At 40.7% G+C, this 17,125-nt stretch carries 16 protein-coding genes and 2 tRNA genes; 7 read left to right on the top strand and 11 right to left on the bottom strand.

Annotation, left to right across the window (positions count from 1 at the left end; translation table 11 throughout):
- Nucleotides 1-399: 399 nt before the first annotated feature.
- The 5 genes from F9Y84_RS21325 to rplU form a co-directional block, all read right to left on the bottom strand.
- Complete coding sequence (locus F9Y84_RS21325) at nt 400-771, bottom strand: DUF3718 domain-containing protein (RefSeq protein ID WP_125253286.1); 372 nt, start codon at nt 769-771, stop codon at nt 400-402.
- Nucleotides 772-850: 79 nt separating this feature from the next.
- The gene (folA, locus tag F9Y84_RS21320; protein WP_343327581.1) at nt 851-1,342 is read right to left on the bottom strand and encodes a type 3 dihydrofolate reductase; all 492 of its coding nucleotides are present in this window, start codon (nt 1,340-1,342) and stop codon (nt 851-853) included.
- A 154-nt stretch (nt 1,343-1,496) separates the two neighbouring features.
- Nucleotides 1,497-2,654 carry an Obg family GTPase CgtA gene (gene cgtA / locus F9Y84_RS21315; RefSeq protein ID WP_125253288.1) on the bottom strand — a complete coding sequence of 386 codons (1,158 nt, stop codon included), beginning with the start codon at nt 2,652-2,654 and terminating at the stop codon, nt 1,497-1,499.
- Between the two features lie 169 nt (nt 2,655-2,823).
- Complete coding sequence (rpmA, locus tag F9Y84_RS21310; protein ID WP_105169123.1) at nt 2,824-3,081, bottom strand: 50S ribosomal protein L27; 258 nt, start codon at nt 3,079-3,081, stop codon at nt 2,824-2,826.
- 19 nt (nt 3,082-3,100) lie between these two features.
- Nucleotides 3,101-3,412, bottom strand: coding sequence for a 50S ribosomal protein L21 (rplU, locus tag F9Y84_RS21305; RefSeq protein WP_125253290.1), 312 nt, complete (start codon nt 3,410-3,412; stop codon nt 3,101-3,103).
- A 418-nt stretch (nt 3,413-3,830) separates the two neighbouring features.
- Here rplU and ispB point away from each other — a divergent pair, with 418 nt between their 5' ends.
- Nucleotides 3,831-4,802, top strand: coding sequence for an octaprenyl diphosphate synthase (gene ispB / locus F9Y84_RS21300; RefSeq protein ID WP_147390792.1), 972 nt, complete (start codon nt 3,831-3,833; stop codon nt 4,800-4,802).
- Nucleotides 4,803-4,861: 59 nt separating this feature from the next.
- On the opposite strand, the gene F9Y84_RS21295 is transcribed toward ispB, so the two are convergent.
- Both F9Y84_RS21295 and mutY read right to left on the bottom strand, forming a co-directional pair.
- Nucleotides 4,862-5,134, bottom strand: coding sequence for an oxidative damage protection protein (locus F9Y84_RS21295; RefSeq protein WP_125253292.1), 273 nt, complete (start codon nt 5,132-5,134; stop codon nt 4,862-4,864).
- Between the two features lie 64 nt (nt 5,135-5,198).
- A complete protein-coding gene (gene mutY / locus F9Y84_RS21290) occupies nt 5,199-6,260 on the bottom strand; it encodes an A/G-specific adenine glycosylase (RefSeq protein WP_147390793.1) in 1,062 nt (353 codons plus the stop codon).
- Nucleotides 6,261-6,404: 144 nt separating this feature from the next.
- Here mutY and trmB point away from each other — a divergent pair, with 144 nt between their 5' ends.
- From trmB to arcA, 5 genes are all read left to right on the top strand, one after another.
- The gene (trmB, locus tag F9Y84_RS21285) at nt 6,405-7,130 is read left to right on the top strand and encodes a tRNA (guanosine(46)-N7)-methyltransferase TrmB (RefSeq protein ID WP_147390794.1); all 726 of its coding nucleotides are present in this window, start codon (nt 6,405-6,407) and stop codon (nt 7,128-7,130) included.
- A 73-nt stretch (nt 7,131-7,203) separates the two neighbouring features.
- On the top strand, nt 7,204-8,232 hold the full coding sequence (locus F9Y84_RS21280; protein ID WP_147390795.1) for a methyltransferase: 1,029 nt from the start codon (nt 7,204-7,206) through the stop codon (nt 8,230-8,232).
- Between the two features lie 165 nt (nt 8,233-8,397).
- Nucleotides 8,398-10,020: a sensor histidine kinase gene (locus F9Y84_RS21275; protein ID WP_147390796.1), complete on the top strand. Its 1,623-nt coding sequence runs from the start codon at nt 8,398-8,400 to the stop codon at nt 10,018-10,020.
- A gap of 38 nt (nt 10,021-10,058) precedes the next feature.
- Entirely contained in the window at nt 10,059-10,538 is a 480-nt protein-coding gene (locus F9Y84_RS21270) for a YfiR family protein (RefSeq protein ID WP_225740676.1), read from the top strand.
- A 107-nt stretch (nt 10,539-10,645) separates the two neighbouring features.
- Nucleotides 10,646-11,365, top strand: coding sequence for a two-component system response regulator ArcA (gene arcA / locus F9Y84_RS21265; RefSeq protein WP_125253298.1), 720 nt, complete (start codon nt 10,646-10,648; stop codon nt 11,363-11,365).
- 9 nt (nt 11,366-11,374) lie between these two features.
- Here the strand turns inward: arcA and arcB are convergent, their stop codons facing one another.
- On the bottom strand, nt 11,375-13,693 hold the full coding sequence (gene arcB, locus F9Y84_RS21260) for an aerobic respiration two-component sensor histidine kinase ArcB (RefSeq protein ID WP_147390798.1): 2,319 nt from the start codon (nt 13,691-13,693) through the stop codon (nt 11,375-11,377).
- Between the two features lie 306 nt (nt 13,694-13,999).
- On the opposite strand from arcB, the gene folE2 reads away from it, so the two are divergent.
- Nucleotides 14,000-14,920, top strand: coding sequence for a GTP cyclohydrolase FolE2 (gene folE2, locus F9Y84_RS21255; RefSeq protein WP_147390799.1), 921 nt, complete (start codon nt 14,000-14,002; stop codon nt 14,918-14,920).
- 164 nt (nt 14,921-15,084) lie between these two features.
- On the opposite strand, the gene F9Y84_RS21250 is transcribed toward folE2, so the two are convergent.
- From F9Y84_RS21250 to F9Y84_RS21240, 3 genes are all read right to left on the bottom strand, one after another.
- Complete coding sequence (locus tag F9Y84_RS21250; RefSeq protein WP_147390800.1) at nt 15,085-16,674, bottom strand: methyl-accepting chemotaxis protein; 1,590 nt, start codon at nt 16,672-16,674, stop codon at nt 15,085-15,087.
- 219 nt (nt 16,675-16,893) lie between these two features.
- A tRNA-Glu gene (locus F9Y84_RS21245) sits at nt 16,894-16,969 on the bottom strand.
- Nucleotides 16,970-17,038: 69 nt separating this feature from the next.
- Nucleotides 17,039-17,114: transfer RNA gene (locus tag F9Y84_RS21240), tRNA-Glu, on the bottom strand.
- Nucleotides 17,115-17,125 lie beyond the last annotated feature (11 nt).

The following is a 17,125-nucleotide window of genomic DNA, read 5'->3' as shown; positions in this document are numbered from 1 at the left end:
ACTCAACTAACTTATTCATGCCTGTTCCTTACTGGGTCACTTTCTTTTTTGGTCGAAAGATCTGATCTTGGAACAGGCATATAGTTCCCTAGTTTTTAAATTCTTATCCCGAGCTGGGGTTAATTAAACGAACTACTTTAAAGCGAGAAAAGCTTGTCGATAACTCCACTACCGCGTCCTGCTATCGCTAAGGTACCTACATCCATATAGGCAAGACAAAAATTTTGCTATTTAGTTGTTCTAAATAAGAAATTTTTAACGCTGTTAGCGTCAGATTTAGTTCTTCAAATTGAGCAAGTATTAAGACAAATTGGTATTAGGTGAGGTACATAGCGGTGTATGAATTAGTTAGGTATAAAAAAAGCCCAATTAAGGGCTTTTTATCATATGTTTTTTGAATTAAAGGCCCGCACGCTCTTTGATAACTGCAATTAGAGGTGAACCACCATGGTTTGCCTCTGCCCACGCTAGGTCTTTGCCATCCTCTAATGCACTTTTAGGAATACTTTTAACAATGTACTCACCAGCATCACTCGCATTGCTAGCGATAGCATGTCTTAGTAGATTATTACCGTTACACTGAACACCATCATAAATATTACGCATTTTAAGACGAGCAGTTTTTAGCGCCTTACGAATACGGTTTTTGTCATCAGCAGCAATATATTCACATAGAGAGAGCGCCAACTGATCGTTTGCACTTGCTGGTTTGCTAAAAGAAAAAGCTGCAACAGCAATAGATACTGACAGTAGCACGGTAGTTAATTTCATTACACAGGCCCTTTAATACTTTGTTCGTAGCATATAACTGACTATATTTTAGCAACCTAAACAATTGTTAGCAAGAAACTCATAGTTTTTTGTGTAGAGTTACGAATTTATAACTATGGTTATTACGCTCGTCAGGTTCGTTACACTCTGTTTCGACCTCGCGCCACTCTCCAAACTTTTTGTAATCAGGAAACTGCGTATCCCCCTCTACATCAAGGTCGATAAAGGTCAAATAGAGACGCTGAGCATACGGTAAAAATATGTCATAAATATGACCACCACCAATTATCATAATTTCTTCATAATTAGAGACTACTTTTAACGCAGCCTCAGGAGTAGAAACTACTTCTATACCTTCATGTGTGTAGTCACTATTTCGTGAAATAACGATATTTCTTCTACCAGGTAAAGGCCTACCAATGGACTCAAATGTTTTTCGTCCCATGATCACAGGTTTCCCTAGAGTGATTTTTTTAAAGTGCTGAAGATCAGCAGGTAGATGCCAAGGCATATCGTTATCTTTTCCGATGACACGATTGTTTGCCATTGCTGCTATCATTGAAATTACCACAATGTACCTTATTAGTATTTTAGTATTAGTTTTTGAAACGCTATTTGGTATTACGAACAGTATAACAATCATGATACAGAAAATGGAAAAAGAAATAGCAAAAAGGCCCTGAATGGGCCTTTCAAACTAATCAATGAGAATTGGAGCGATATAACTAACGCTCGTAGATGACTTCTACATCATAGTCATCGTCGTCCCAGTCATCCCAATCATCATCGTCATTGTTGTCGTTTTTAGTTGCATGCCTGTGATAGGTATCCCACTTAAACTCAACTTCTTCTTGCTGCTCTTCCTCAAACTTGTCTTTTGGCATGCTTTCAAGCAAATTCATAATATCAAAGCATAAAGGTTGCGTATTAAGCTTATTTGCTGCGGAGATCATGTAAAAGTTTTCTGCGTCTAGCTCGTGTGCAATACGCGAGCAAACTTCTTCTCTTTCTTCCTCAAGCAATAAATCAACTTTATTCAACACTAGCCAGCGTGGCTTTTCTGCCAATTTAGGGCTGTATTGATGTAACTCGTTAATGATTGCAAAGCCATTTTCAATCGGATCACTACCATCAACTGGCATCACATCAATAATGTGCAATAACACTCGACAGCGCTCTAAATGCTTTAAGAATCGAATACCAAGGCCAGCACCATCAGCTGCACCTTCAATCAATCCCGGAATATCTGCAATTACAAACGACTTACTCGCTTCTGGGCGAACAACACCTAAATTAGGCACAAGCGTGGTAAACGGGTAATCTGCTACTTTAGGCTTTGCAGCTGAAACACTACGAATAAATGTCGATTTGCCGGCGTTGGGCAGACCTAATAGGCCAACATCGGCCAAAAGCATAAGCTCTAGACGTAGATTACGAACTTCTCCTGCGGTACCTAATGTCTTCTGTCTTGGTGCACGATTTGTACTGGACTTAAAGCGCGTATTCCCAAGGCCATGAAAACCACCTTTAGCAACAATTAACTTTTGTCCATGCTTAGTTAAATCGCCAAGGCACTCCTCGGTATCAACATCAGTAACACGAGTACCAACAGGTACTTTGAGCACCAAATCTTGACCTTTCTTACCGGTGCAATTTCTGCCCTGACCATTCGTGCCGCGCTCAGCTCGGTGAAAGCGTTCAAACTGATAGTCGATAAGCGTATTTAAGTTTTCATCAGCCTCAAGGAATACACTCCCGCCATCACCGCCATCACCTCCGTCTGGGCCACCATCTGGCACAAACTTTTCGCGGCGGAATGAAACGACACCACTGCCCCCATCTCCGGCTTCCGCTCTAATTTCTACTTCATCGACAAACTTCATGGTTTAAACTCTTTAACTCTGCCTGAATTCTCTTCGCTATTATAGCAGTAGCGACAAGCCGCTCCTAATATCAATTGTATTAATACAACTTGATATAGCTAAATTTGGTAATTAATATACTAAAAACAAAAAACCCCGCCTAAGCGGGGTTTTTAGTATTTAATACCGATTACTCAGCTACGATGCTAACGTATTTACGGTTTAAAGGACCTTTCTGCTCAAAAACAACTTTACCGTCTGCTTTTGCGAAGATTGTGTGGTCTTTACCGATACCTGCGTTAGTACCAGCGTGGAACTTAGTACCACGTTGACGAACGATGATGTTACCCGCTAAAACTGATTCGCCACCAAAACGTTTAACACCTAAGCGTTTACTTTCTGAATCGCGACCGTTACGAGTACTACCAGCTGCCTTCTTATGTGCCATCTTTCTGTACCTCTAAAAATTAAGCGCTAATGCCAGTGATTTTAACTTCAGTGAACCACTGACGGTGGCCCATCTGCTTACGAGAATGCTTACGACGTCTAAACTTAACAATCTTAATCTTCTCGCCACGACCGTGAGAAACAACTTCAGCTGTTACTTTACCACCGTTAACGAACGGTGCACCGATCTCGATCTTTTCACCATCAGCAATTAGAAGTACTGAATCAAATTCAACTGCTGCACCAGTTTCAACGTTTAGCTTTTCTAAACGAATAGTTTGACCTTCAGTCACACGGTGCTGTTTACCACCACTTTGGAAAACCGCGTACATAATTAACTCCGTCTGTGCGCCCTCAAATCGACGCAACTTAATATTCTTCAATAGGGCGCGAAGTTTACGCTAATGCGTATCTTGGCGCAAGTGTAAATTTGAAGAAAGTGAATAAAATTTAGCTCGCATGAGGGCAATCAAATATTTTCCCCTATTCTAGTCAAAAAAATGTCAAAGCCAAGCTATTTTTTATCCGAACTACCCTCATAACGCATGACAATTTCAATTACCTAAAACTGATACTCAAGATAAATTCCACACCAAAAGCAGTATCTTCTTTGAGTGATAAAAAGAACAAAAATTAAGCATAAAAACGTTTTTTTATAAGCAACTACGACAATTTATCGAGTCGATGGTTTTTTTGTAGTACAATCACCACGTTTATTCATTTTCGGTTAATAGATTGGCTCGGAGCACAATGGATATAAAAACTATCCAAAATTTGGTTGAGCAAGACATGCTTGGCGTCAACCAACTTATACATGAACAAATGCAATCTGATGTTGCACTTGTAAAGCAGTTAGGTTTATACATTGTGAACAGCGGAGGTAAGCGCATCCGTCCGATGTTAGCCCTTTTGGCCGCCAGAGCATTAGGTTATGAAGGTGATAAACACATCACATTGGCGACAATTGTCGAGTTCATACACACGGCAACCTTACTCCATGATGACGTAGTTGATGAATCGGCATTACGCCGTGGAGAGCCTACCGCGAATGCCGAGTTTGGTAACGCTGCCAGTGTCTTAGTCGGTGATTTTATCTATACCCGCTCATTTCAGCTTATGGTTGGTCTTGGCAATATGGAGGTGATGCAGATCCTTGCTGATGCCACTAATATAATCGCCGAAGGTGAAGTGTTACAGCTTATGAACTGTAATGACCCAGATACCAGCGAGCAGAGTTACATGCAGGTTATTTACAGCAAAACCGCAAAACTCTTTGAAGCAGCAACCCTGTTGCCAGCCGTTATATTAGAACAATCTGATGAGATAAAAACAGCGCTCAAGCTATACGGCATGCACCTAGGCACCGCCTTTCAGCTTGTAGATGACATTCTTGATTACAGTGCTAACGCAGAGCTTTTAGGTAAAAATATCGGTGATGACCTTGCTGAAGGAAAGCCGACGCTACCGTTAATTTACGCTATGAAACATGCGAACGAGCAGCAAACTGCGCAAATTCGCACAGCAATCGAAAGCGGTAATGGGCTTGAGCACCTCGAAGAGATATTAGCTACTCTAGCAGAGACAAAAGCGCTCGATTTTACTATGGAAAAAGCACAAGAAGAGGCACGTAAAGCAATAGAACAACTTGATGTACTGCCTGATTCAGACCATAAAGAAGCGCTTGTTGCGCTAGCAAAACTGTCAGTAGACAGAGAGTACTAATTCACTATTAAAGATAAAACCAATTAGTAAAAAGGTCGCATAAGCGACCTTTTTACTTTTTACTTCTCTGGAGGCCTATAGCCTTCAATTTCAACGTCTTTATTTTCAAACAAAAAGCCAACCATCTGCTCTTCAAGTAGCTGTCTGTGCTCAGGATCCATCATATTTAAGTGTTTTTCATTGATAAGCATAGTTTGCTTGTGCTGCCATTGTTGCCATGCTTCTTTGGAGATATTATTAAAAATACGCTCTCCAACCTCACCTGGATAAAGTTGGAAGTCCAATCCTGGCGCCTCTTTTTGTAACTTTTGACAAAATACGGTACGAGCCATAAGTTTCTACCTCTTCAATTTTATTTGTGCACTTTCAATTTGTGGCACAGCTGATGTCTTCAGTTTACCCTATTGCAGCTAAGACTTTAACCAACTTTTTAGTCGGTGCCGCTAACCCGACTTCTGGAGGATTATGAAGGTCAAACCACAATAACTGATGATCATTCACACAATCTGTTGGGTGAGTCACTTCGATAACAACTGGCGTGATGGTTAATTCAAAATGCGTAAAAATATGCACAAAGGGCTCTAAGGTATTAATGCTAGCCGCAACTATGTCTTGCTGGGCGATAAAAGTATTAACCTCAGCAGACTCTGAAAATTCAAAGAACCCAAATAAGCCTCCCCAAATCCCACTTGAAGGGCGTTTTTCCATCAGTACCTTTTCACCGCATTTAATAATGAGGTGATGAGCACGCTTTTTTGGCTTGTCTTTTTTGGGTTTAGGATTTGGAAACTCTTTCACCCGATTATTTTTGAACGCTGAGCACTCTTCAACTAACGGGCAAACATCACAGTTTGGCTTGCTTCTTGTACACACGCCGGACCCTAAATCCATCATAGCCTGATTAAACGCTCTTACATCACCACTTGGTGTGACAGCATCACTCAGAGACCACAATTGGTTTTCGACTTTTTTTACTCCGTACCAACCTTCAACCATATAAAACCTAGCCAGTACTCGCTTTACATTACCATCGAGTATTGGGTGGTGCTGACCAAGTGCAAGAGAGAGTATTGCGCCAGCTGTTGAGCGACCTATTCCTGGTAAATCTATAACGGCTTCTAATGTTTCTGGAAATTTGCCATGATATTTATCTCTGATCACTTTGGCGGCTTTGTGCAGGTTTCTCGCGCGAGCGTAATAACCTAAACCAGTCCAATGGTGTAGCACTTCATCTTCTGGCGCATCAGCCAGTTCAATTACCGTTGGGAAGCGCGCCATAAAGCGCTCAAAATAGGGAATAACCGTAGTTACTTGAGTCTGCTGTAACATCACCTCAGAAATCCATACTTTATACGGTGTTTTTCCGAGTTGCCACGGCAGTGTTTTTCTACCATGAAGGTGATACCAAGACACAACTTGCTCACCAAACCACTTAGCTTGTTGCTGGCTAACGTTCATAAACTTGACTAGTACTTACTATAAAAGCCGCCAGTGTAATCACAATTGCTTTAATAGTCACCACGTAAAATTTCACTCTATACTTGTTTATTGCCAACTGAATGACGATAATGTGCGACCATTTTCACCAGCATAGAAATGACCATGAACGAATCAAGCAAAAGTGCGCTCGAACAAGCGCAGGAAGAAGGCAAGTACATCAGAAAAGTGCGTAGCTTTGTTAAGCGTGAAGGACGTCTAACTAAAGGCCAAGCAGCTGCATTGGAAAAATGTTGGCCGAGTATGGGGTTAGAGCATACACAAGGCTTGCTTGACTTTACTGAGGTGTTTGGAAATAACAATGAAGTCGTTCTGGAAATTGGCTTTGGTATGGGCAAATCACTAGTCGAAATGGCTAAAAATAACCCTCAGCAAAACTTTATTGGTATTGAAGTCCACCGTCCAGGTGTGGGCGCATGCTTGATGGATGCAGATGAGCAGGGCATCAAAAACTTACGTGTATTTGAACATGATGCTGTCGAAATTCTCGCTGACTGTATTGCCGATGGCAGCCTTGCTAAACTACAGCTATTCTTCCCTGATCCATGGCATAAAAAACGCCACCACAAACGCCGTATTGTCCAACTTGAGTTTGCTGAAAAAATTCGTCAAAAATTAAAAGTTGGTGGCGTGTTCCATATGGCAACTGACTGGGAAAACTACGCAGAGCACATGCTTGAAGTGATGAGTGCGGCACCTGGTTATAAAAATCAGTCGCATAGCAATGATTATGTTCCTCGCCCAGACTTTAGACCTCTGACCAAATTCGAGCAACGTGGCCACCGCTTAGGGCACGGTGTTTGGGACTTGATGTTTGAACGCATCGATTAATTATTGTGGAGCGTATTTTCGCTCCTTTCATTTCTCTCAATACAGCACTCACAGCTTTATCTAGGAGTTAGCGTTGCAATTTACCAACCCCAGCTTGTTATTACTTCGAAATGAAGAAGAACTTATTGCCAATAATATTCTGGTAATCAATCATCCTCGAGATGGTTTTTTACGTGAATTGAAAGCGTTAAATCCCAATTCAGCGATCCATGCTTTTAGCTTTGATTTTGCAGATCATACACATGCAAATAATATTGCCGGTGTGAGTAGTCATGTTGGTCATCAGTTACCGGCTTTACAAAACTGTGATCTCGTTATTTATTACTACCCTAAATCAAAGCCTGAAGCGCAGATGGTTTTTGATAACATTCGTTCTTTAAGCACTGACGAAACACGACTGCTCGTCGTTGGTGACAATAAAGGCGGAGTAAAAAGTGCTGAAAAGCAGCTAAAAGAACACTCTGAGCATTGCTACAAGTTAGAAAGCGCAAAACACTGCATTTTGTACGAATTCAACCAATTAACCAGCAACCCAAACTTTGAGTTAGATCGGTATGTTCAAGAGTTTACTGTACGTATCGCCGACACAGAGTTTACTGCTGCCAGTTTACCTGGAGTATTTAACCACGGTAAGCTTGATGCTGGGACGAAATTGTTGCTGGAGAGTACCACTCTTCCTTATAAAGGGAAGGTACTGGACTTTGGTTGTGGTGCAGGAATTATAACTTGTTACTCGTTGCTAAAAAGCCCAACTCTTAAATTCACCTGTTTAGACGTCAATGCCCTCGCGCTGTACGCGACTCAAAAAACCTTAGCTTTGAACGGGTTCGACGCAACCTTACTGTTGAGTGATGGACTGAGTGAATTAAACGGTAAGTTTAACTTAATCCTCAGTAACCCACCATTTCATACCGGCATCTCTACTGATTATGGAATTGCTGAACAGTTCTTGCAGAACATTAAGCGTTTTATGGAGGCAAAATCAACTATCCAGTTGGTCGCCAATAGCTTCTTAAAGTATCCACCAATATTAGAAGCACAATTTAGTCAATTTGAAACAGTCAACAAAAATACAAAGTTCGCTGTATATAAAGCACAATAACACTACTAACCTATAAGGTTTACTTGAAAATTAAGTAAACCTTCACTGAAACCTACCTTTTATCTTTTCATTTTCAAAGATTTGCTCTACTTTATTATAATGAGCGTTTGGGATCCCAATACTCTGTTAGCCGCAGCTAAGGCTGATCATCCAGCTGGAATAAGAATGAGTAAGCAATTAACCAAAACAAGCATAAGAAAAGTATTGATCAGCGCAGTGATGCTTGTAACCGCATTGTGCTTGTCTTTATCCATATCTATCTCAACGTATTTGGATGTAAAGGAACAAAGGCAACTCATTATTAATAAAATTGAGATGATAGCTGACATCATCTCTTTTAACTCTCAGATAACCATTTTATTTGATGACAGAAAAACCGAAGATGCACGCCTAAAATCCTTTCAACACGTTGATATTATTAAAAATATTCACATATATGCAATTGATGATGTCACCAATAAACCGGTATTTTTCACAAGCTATAATGCAAGTAGAACACCTCCGGTTCCTCTCAAAGTAAACCAAATTGATGAACTCTTAACACCTAGAGTCTCAGAAGATCATATTGAGCTTGTGAGGCCCGTTATTTATGAAGGCAATATTGAAGGCTACGTGTATGTTCGAGGTGGCCTTGAACGCTTATCTAATTATATCAATCAGAAAATTTTAGTTGATATTGCCCTCACCCTATTTGTATTGGTTCTCGTTTTATTAGTTTCTAGAGGCATACAAAAACGCATTGCAACGCCAATTGAAGGGCTTTCGACCCTACTTCAAGATGTGTCTAAAAACCACAATTACAATGCCAGAGCTCCTGGTAGTCACATCGCAGAGCTAAATGTACTTGCTAACAACCTCAACATAATGCTGGCCAGAACAGAAAACCAACTTGAACGCCACAAAGCTGACAAACAAGAAATAAAGCAATTAAACCAAAGCCTTGAAGAAAAAGTGAACCAACGCACCATCGCTCTCAGAGAGGCTAACCAAGAGCTGCTCAACGCTCTTGAACGAATGCACCAATATCAGAATCAAATCATTGAAAACGAAAAAATGGCATCTTTGGGGCAAATGGTGGCTGGAGTAGCTCATGAAGTAAATACACCAATTGGTTTAGGTATAACTGGCTCGACACTGTTACGAGATAAATTGTCAGACATCAATGATGCATTTCAGAGCAAGTCCCTCACCTCTAAGCAACTAGAAAGGTTCATTGGTGACGGTATCGAAAATTTAGATCTCATCTATCGAAACCTAAATCGTGCAGCTGAGCTCGTTTCTAGCTTTAAGCGCCTTGCTGTAAGCCAAGACTTAGAAGTAAACTCGAAAATAGAACTTTCTAATCTACTCACAGAAGTCGTCGCCTCTTTACGAGCTGAAATTGCGACCAAACAACCAGAGATCAGCATTCACTGTGACAAGGGCCTTGAAATTGAAAGCAAAGCTGGACCTTTACAACAAGTATTAGAGCAGTTGATTTCGAACTCATTACTACATGGTTTTAAAGATCAGCAAAACAACATTATAAATATTACTGTTACCTCAAGCTCAGAGCATCTAAAGCTGGAGTACTTTGATAATGGGGGAGGCGTTCCAAAAGCAATTAAAAAGCGAATTTTTGACCCCTTTGTAACGACACGCCGTGGTGAGGGCGGTAGCGGTTTAGGTATGCACCTAGTTTATAACCTAGTTACACAAGCGCTTGGGGGCTCAATTGCTCTAGATGAAGAGTGTAAAAAAGGCGCCAAGTTTATTATTACACTCCCTCTTTCTGGAAACGTACAATGAAGCGCTGCTGTATTATCATAATATACTTATTTGCATCTATGGTTCTACATGCAAAAACGCCTGATCAAGTACGTTCTGCTTTTTTATATCAAATGGCCAAATTTATAGAGTTCCCTGACGAGGATACCAAACAAAGCTTAATATTTTGTTTTTATTCTCTTGAAAGTGGCCCCGCATCTAATTTAAAAAATGCAACAAAACTGTCAATTCGTGGCAAACCCATAACGCTTATTGAGGCAAAAGAAACATGGACTTACCGGGAACTTTCCAGCGCCTGCGACGTCACATACATTGATGAAACCAATGAAAATGATATACTATCCGCTTGGACCGATACAATAGAGTCAAACATGTTGACCGTGGGCGAAAGTATTGAGTTTTTAGAAAGAGGCGGGATAGCTGCTTTGGTCCAAGAAGGAAGCAAAATTCGACTGTACATTAATAAGCAAGCCCTGAACAAACAGTACTTCATCGTACGCTCAAGGTTGCTTGCCGTATCCAAGTTTCATCCCAACTGATTTTACTTGTTAACAATTGGATAAGCTCCTATAATCGTAAATATTCGGATTTATTATATAAGTCCGAACTCATTGTAAATTATATATTCCGAAAAGGTTAATTAATAATGCAAACGCCAGTCATTCTAATTGTAGAGGATGAAGACGTAACTCGACTGAACCTCGTTAGTTTATTTGAAGCGGAAGGTTATAAGGTAATTGAAGCCATTGATGGCGACGACATGCACGACAAGCTAACATCACACGATGATGTAAACCTTGTTATCATGGATATCAACCTTCCTGGTAAAAATGGTTTGATTTTGGCTCGTGAGTTACGCCAGAAGAAAAACATCGGCCTTATCTTCCTTACAGGTCGCGACAATGATGTAGACCGTATCCTTGGTCTTGAGATTGGTGCTGATGATTACATCACAAAACCATTTAACCCGCGTGAACTAACTATTCGTGCCCGTAACTTAATATCTCGCACAGGCAGTTCAGCAGAAGAGTCTACGATCGATAGTAACGGCGTTATTACGTTTAATGGTTGGGAATTAGATGAGAACAGTCGCTGTTTAACATCTCCAACAGGTGACTCAAAGCGTCTACCTAAAGGTGAATATAGAGCGCTTCGTCTAATGTTAGATTCGCCTGGTCGTATCTTTAGCCGTGAGCAGCTTATTAAGCACATGACTGGTCGTGAGCTGCGTGCTAATGACCGTACAGTTGACGTCACAATTCGTCGTATTCGTAAACATTTTGAAACCGATAACAACACACCTGAATTAATCAGCACAATTCATGGTGAAGGTTACCGATTCATTGGTAAAATCGACGCTCAATAATCGTTTTTGCTAGTCTTCAGCGAGTTTTGCAATTAATGGATGAAGGGCTTCTTGCCCTTCTTCTATTTTTGCTTCCAACTCCGAAACCCACAGCAATAGCGTATCATCATCTTTTCCATCTGACTCCAGTTCCATTCTCTTTGCTTGCAACTGTGCGAGTTTCAAACCTACAGAACCTGCTGCTCCTTTCACTTTGTGAGCTACAGCTCCGTACTCTTCAATATCATTTTCGACTACTGCATCTCTTAGTTCTTGGCAGTATTTAGGGCTTAATTTTGTAAACAAATCACAGCTTCTTTGGAAAGCTGGGGCTCCCATTGACTCAACAAAGTCACAAATCGTTTCTATATCTAAATCACTATATTGCGGCTGTAATAAAGCTTCTCGAAGATCTAGGCTTTGCTTGTTCTTTTGTGCTTCTATACCGAATAACTCTGCTAACATTTTATCAAGTTTAGTGGTATTTATCGGTTTAGCTAAAGCACCTTGTACACTGATCCCTTCAAGCTCCTGTTCGGCGCTTCTAACATTTGCTGTTAATGCGACAATGGGTAGGTGATCAAAGTGACTTTCTTGGCGTATTTGGCGCGCAACTTCATCCCCATTGATGTCAGGTAACTGCATATCAAGCAAAATCAAATCTAGATCATCTTCAGTTTCAACAAAAGATAGAGCATCTTCCCCAGTTTCTGCCCAGATAACTTCATGACCACGCTGCTCAAGTAAGTTAGTCGCTATTTCTGCATTTAGAGGGACATCCTCCACAAGTAGAATGTAAAGACTTCTACCTGCGTAGCTTTGCTCTTTTGGTGCACTACATAACTGCAGTGGAACTTCAACATCAAAGCGGCTACCTGTACCTTCAGAGCTAACAACGGAAATAGAGCCTTTCATTGCATGCACTAATGCTTTTGTCACAGCTAACCCTATACCTGAGCCTATCGCATTACTGCCAGACGCATCTGGCGCTTTATAGTACATTTCAAAAATTCGTTCTAGCTGCTCTTCAGGTATTCCCATTCCAGTATCAATAACGCTAATGGACAGCCACGGGCCATCACTACGATTCTCACGTCGACACTCTAACGTGACACTACCTCTGTGCGTGAACTTCACCGCATTATTGATTAGATTCCACAATACTTGGCGAAGTCGAGTTGGATCAAGTAAAGCATATACATCTAAAATACCAGAGCGGTTAATTGTAAACTCAAGCCCTTTCTGCTCGGCTATTAAGCCAGCAAAGTTTACAACATCATTGATAAAGTCTGAGACGTTTATACTATCTGTCGCAATGTCTAGCTGCTCTCGGTCAATTTTGTCTAGGTCTATAATGTCGTTAAATATATTCCCCAGCGTCTCAGCACTTGAGAACACTGTATTACACCAACTCTTCTGCTGCGCGGTCAGCTCTGTATCTAACATCATGCGAGTCAAACCGACGATACCGTTTAGTGGTGTTCTTAGCTCATGACTGAGTGTTGCGATGAACTTACCTTTGTCTTTATATGCAGTTTCAAGTGCCTGCTCCGCTTCTTTTCGGCTAGTAATATCCCGTCCAAATGCTAATAAGCCGATATACTCACCTTTATCATTAATAAACGGTAACTTACGCATTTCAAACCAGCGCTGTTCACCCTTAACTGGGTATTCGACATCGAGAGTTAACGGTTGCTGGGTGTTTGCGACCTGTTCATCCGTTTCTAAAACTTTGGGTAAATACTGAGTGGGATAAATTTGCTCTACAGATTTGCCAATAAGCTCTTCACTGCTCTTCCCCATTACCAATTCAAACATCTTATTGCAGCCGGCAAACACGCCATTTTCATCTCGGTAGTAAAACAAATCAGGAGATGAGTCGACGATGTTTCGCAATAACATACCTTGCTGAGCTAGCTCTAATTGCGTCTTTTTGCGCTCCGCAATTTCTTTTCTTAATTCATCAATAGCCCTATGCTTTGCGTGCAGGGCAAGTTTCCTTTCATCGATTTCACTATTCAGCCGATTAATATTGTCCTTCAATGTTTGATTCAGCATTTTTTCTTGCTGTGTGGCTGATTCAAGATACGCTTTTGAAGACTGAACTTCTCTCATTGCGGCAACTGACATCATGATCAGAGCGGGTGAAATGACGGCGGTTAGAAAAAGTAACGCTGATATATCAGCTATTTCCACCACTCCAAGTGCAACGTAATAAAACATACAAGACAGGATCACGGCAACAAATAACGTAAATACATAAGCAATTGCAAATGCACGTTTGTTACCATACTTTTCTACCAAATTTGATAAAATTCGAGCCCATGAGCCAAACGAATTTTCTGCCATATTATTACATCACCACTTATTAAATACTGATCAGAACAAGAGTATTTCACTGCTTATAGCCTGACCATCGCACAATTTAGACCGCAAAGTAAATATTATACAAAAGCCCTAGTAATAAGCGAGCACAGATATTGCTGAGCACAGTATTACCTATAATCATTGGATTCTACGAGCACAAATAAAAGCCTGTATCACTAAATGCACAAATTGTTTAATTTAATACAGATAGATTTGCACTCATCATCCCAACTTTATGTGATTTGGTGTAATATGCGCGTTTTTTAAGTCTTAGAAAAGAGAGCCTCTATGCAAAATAACATGCCAGACATTGCACATAGTGCAAGTGCGTTACAAACCGGAACTTTAGACTGGGTAGGCATGGGCAACATAGAGCTACCTTTAGTTATTGAAGTTAAGGGGCTGGGCCAAGTCACCGTAACAGCAAAAGCAGATGCTTTTGTTGATTTGCAAAAAGAGGATGCCAAAGGCATTCACATGTCACGCCTTTTCCTTGCTCTCGACTCACTCTCCTGTGAGAAAGTATTAACGCCTAATACCTTAAAGCAGTTATTAGACAACTTTTTAAGTACCCATAATGAACTGAGCACAAGTGCAAAAGTACTTTTTCACTTTGAGTTGCCAATTAGGCGCCCTTCACTTTTAAGTAAAAAAATGGGCTGGAAATCGTATCCAATAAAGCTAGATGCGACATTACGAAATGGTGTTTACACACTTGAACTCGCTTTAGACATAACCTATTCATCTACCTGCCCTTGCTCTGCGGCACTATCACGCCAGTTAATACAAGATGCCTTTCAACAAGCATTTGACGGTACCGAATTAGATTTTCATAGCGTTCATAAATGGCTTGGTAGCACAGAAGGTATTGTTGCTACTCCTCATTCTCAGCGCTCCATTGCAAATATTAAAATTCGCCTCGGCGAGCATATCGATGAGTTTGAGATCTTAGACTTAATTGAATTAGTCGAGAATGAATTAAAAACACCAGTTCAAGCCGCTGTAAAACGTGAGGATGAACAAGAATTTGCTCGTCTAAATGGACAAAACCTTATGTTTTGTGAGGATGCTGCACGAAAACTTAAAGCACTTTTCAACCAACAACAATTAGCTGACTTTTATATAAAAATTAACCATTACGAGTCACTTCATGCCCACGATGCTGTTGCTTATGCAGTTAAAGGGATAAACGGTGGTTATCAAATTTAATATACTTTTTTTAATTCAATGATCTATATGTGGCGGGAAATCATCTCGATAATCCCGTTACTGCTGAAGTACCTATTTTCATAATAGGTACTTCAAAGAAACAAAGTATCATAAATACTAAAAAGTCATCAAATGAACACTAATTCACCCCAGATACTCTAGGTTTAATCACGGCTGCTGTTTAACTTGCGAATAAACTGATCAACCAAGGCCTCCTGATTATCAAGTGCTTGCTCTGTATTTTTCATGGTTTCGTGCGTTTTGCGTGCGCTTTGCATTGATTCATCAGCAAGACCTGAAATCGTCACTGCATTCACATTTAACTCATTTGATACGCTTGACATTTCTTCTGTTGAAGTAGCAATTTGATAGTTAAGACTCGAAATCTCATTAACGATAGTATTGATCGTCTCCAAGCTCGACTTTGTCCCTTCAGCTTTAGAAACACATTCCGAAGAGCGCGCAACACCACTTTGAATCGCTGCAACGGCCCTTTCCGCACGAAGCCTAAGATCTGCGATAATCCCATTTATCTCTGTTGTAGAATCCTGTGTCCGCTGCGCAAGTGCCCGTACTTCATCAGCAACGACGGCAAACCCTCGCCCCTGCTCTCCTGCTCTAGCTGCCTCAATGGCGGCATTTAAAGCCAATAGGTTGGTCTGCTCTGAAATCCCTCTAATCACATCAACCACGCCTTCTATATTAACGCTCTGAGCATTTAGGTCCTCAATATCTTTTTGCGTCTGTGACAATTCTTCTGATAGCGAATAATTATTCTGCATATTATCGTCAACCGCCTTGTGCCCACTTACTACAGACTCAAGTGCCGCTTCAGACTGTTTTGCAGCATTGTTTGTATTTGATGCAATATCACTGATAGAGACCGACATCTGATTTATAGCTGTGGCAAGAGATCCTGTCTGTGCTTGTTGCTGATTTAAAATATCTGCACTGCTTTTACACTCTTGCATGGTTTTCGTAGCATACTCTGACACCGTTGAGCTCGCATCTTTGACACGCCCAAGAACAGCTCTAAGCTCAGATTCTCGAGCAATTAATGCCAGCTCAATAGCAGCAACATCGTTAACTTTATTTAGATATACCTTTTGCATTAGCGGGTTGTCATGCACCTTTTTGGCTTTTTTACTTAATTCGCGTACAGGAGCAAGGCGTGAATACGTAATAAATAAGACAATACAGGTCAGAATCGTTTCGGCAATGTAATTCCACGGAGTAGCAAAGCTTGAGATAACCATAGTTAGGACATAAAAAATGATGATAATTGCCATCATTTGTGCAGATAGCGACCAAGATGCACGAGTGAACTTACTTAATGGAGCACCACCGTGCAAATCTGAGTATATTCGCTCTGCTCGGTTAACTACCTCTTTATTAGGCTTAGTCCGCACTGACTGGTACTCTACAGTATTACCTGACTTGTCTTTTATAGGCGTAACAAAAGCATTAACCCAATAATGATCACCATTTTTGCAGCGATTTTTTACCATCCCCATCCATGGTTTACCTGCTTCAATATAATCCCACAAGTTTTTAAACGCCACTTTTGGCATAGTTGGGTGTCTTACGAGATTATGTGGCTTACCTTTTAATTCATCTAGAGAAAACCCTGCAACTTCGCAAAATTGCGCATTTGCATACTTAATTTGTCCTTTGACATTTGTTGTCGAAAGTAAGTTATAAGAACTTGGATAATCTCTTTCTTTACCAGTGTAATCAGCTCTACCTTTGCTCATTGTGCACTCTCTATAAAAAGGCAATAATAAATTATTACTTTCTAAGACGTCGTGAAGAAAAGCATCAGAAACTGATCAAGATCATGGATATCACTATTTTGGCTATTAAACACACAGCAGGAAGTTAATATATAAATTAGCAGATTAATCTTGTTAGGCAATATAACGACTGATATTGAGAATTATCAATGAGATATGATGTATGGAGAAAATAAGAAATGGCGTCCCCTAGGGGATTCGAACCCCTGTTACCGCCGTGAAAGGGCGGTGTCCTAGGCCTCTAGACGAAGGGGACACAGATGTGTCACTAGGACTTTTTTAGCGGTTTATTCTCTTGCTAACCGAGTTACTTACCAAAAGTAAGTGGCGTCCCCTAGGGGATTCGAACCCCTGTTACCGCCGTGAAAGGGCGGTGTCCTAGGCCTCTAGACGAAGGGGACACAGATGTGTC

The organism is Pseudoalteromonas peptidolytica, assembly GCF_012641745.1.
GTDB lineage: Bacteria > Pseudomonadota > Gammaproteobacteria > Enterobacterales > Alteromonadaceae > Pseudoalteromonas > Pseudoalteromonas peptidolytica.
This window is presented reverse-complemented; position numbering and strand designations above follow the sequence as displayed.

Bases quoted from the DNA above. Each gene is read 5' to 3' on its own strand.
- F9Y84_RS21275 (WP_147390796.1), top strand. From the start codon at position 8,398: ATGAGTAAGCAATTAACCAAAACAAGCATAAGAAAAGTATTGATCAGC.
- F9Y84_RS21270 (WP_225740676.1), top strand. From the start codon at position 10,059: ATGGTTCTACATGCAAAAACGCCTGATCAAGTACGTTCTGCTTTTTTA.
- cgtA (WP_125253288.1), bottom strand. From the start codon at position 2,654: ATGAAGTTTGTCGATGAAGTAGAAATTAGAGCGGAAGCCGGAGATGGG.
- F9Y84_RS21325 (WP_125253286.1), bottom strand. From the start codon at position 771: ATGAAATTAACTACCGTGCTACTGTCAGTATCTATTGCTGTTGCAGCT.
- folE2 (WP_147390799.1), top strand. From the start codon at position 14,000: ATGCAAAATAACATGCCAGACATTGCACATAGTGCAAGTGCGTTACAA.
- rplU (WP_125253290.1), bottom strand. From the start codon at position 3,412: ATGTACGCGGTTTTCCAAAGTGGTGGTAAACAGCACCGTGTGACTGAA.
- F9Y84_RS21250 (WP_147390800.1), bottom strand. From the start codon at position 16,674: ATGAGCAAAGGTAGAGCTGATTACACTGGTAAAGAAAGAGATTATCCA.
- rpmA (WP_105169123.1), bottom strand. From the start codon at position 3,081: ATGGCACATAAGAAGGCAGCTGGTAGTACTCGTAACGGTCGCGATTCA.
- F9Y84_RS21295 (WP_125253292.1), bottom strand. From the start codon at position 5,134: ATGGCTCGTACCGTATTTTGTCAAAAGTTACAAAAAGAGGCGCCAGGA.
- ispB (WP_147390792.1), top strand. From the start codon at position 3,831: ATGGATATAAAAACTATCCAAAATTTGGTTGAGCAAGACATGCTTGGC.
- arcA (WP_125253298.1), top strand. From the start codon at position 10,646: ATGCAAACGCCAGTCATTCTAATTGTAGAGGATGAAGACGTAACTCGA.
- trmB (WP_147390794.1), top strand. From the start codon at position 6,405: ATGAACGAATCAAGCAAAAGTGCGCTCGAACAAGCGCAGGAAGAAGGC.
- mutY (WP_147390793.1), bottom strand. From the start codon at position 6,260: ATGAACGTTAGCCAGCAACAAGCTAAGTGGTTTGGTGAGCAAGTTGTG.
- arcB (WP_147390798.1), bottom strand. From the start codon at position 13,693: ATGGCAGAAAATTCGTTTGGCTCATGGGCTCGAATTTTATCAAATTTG.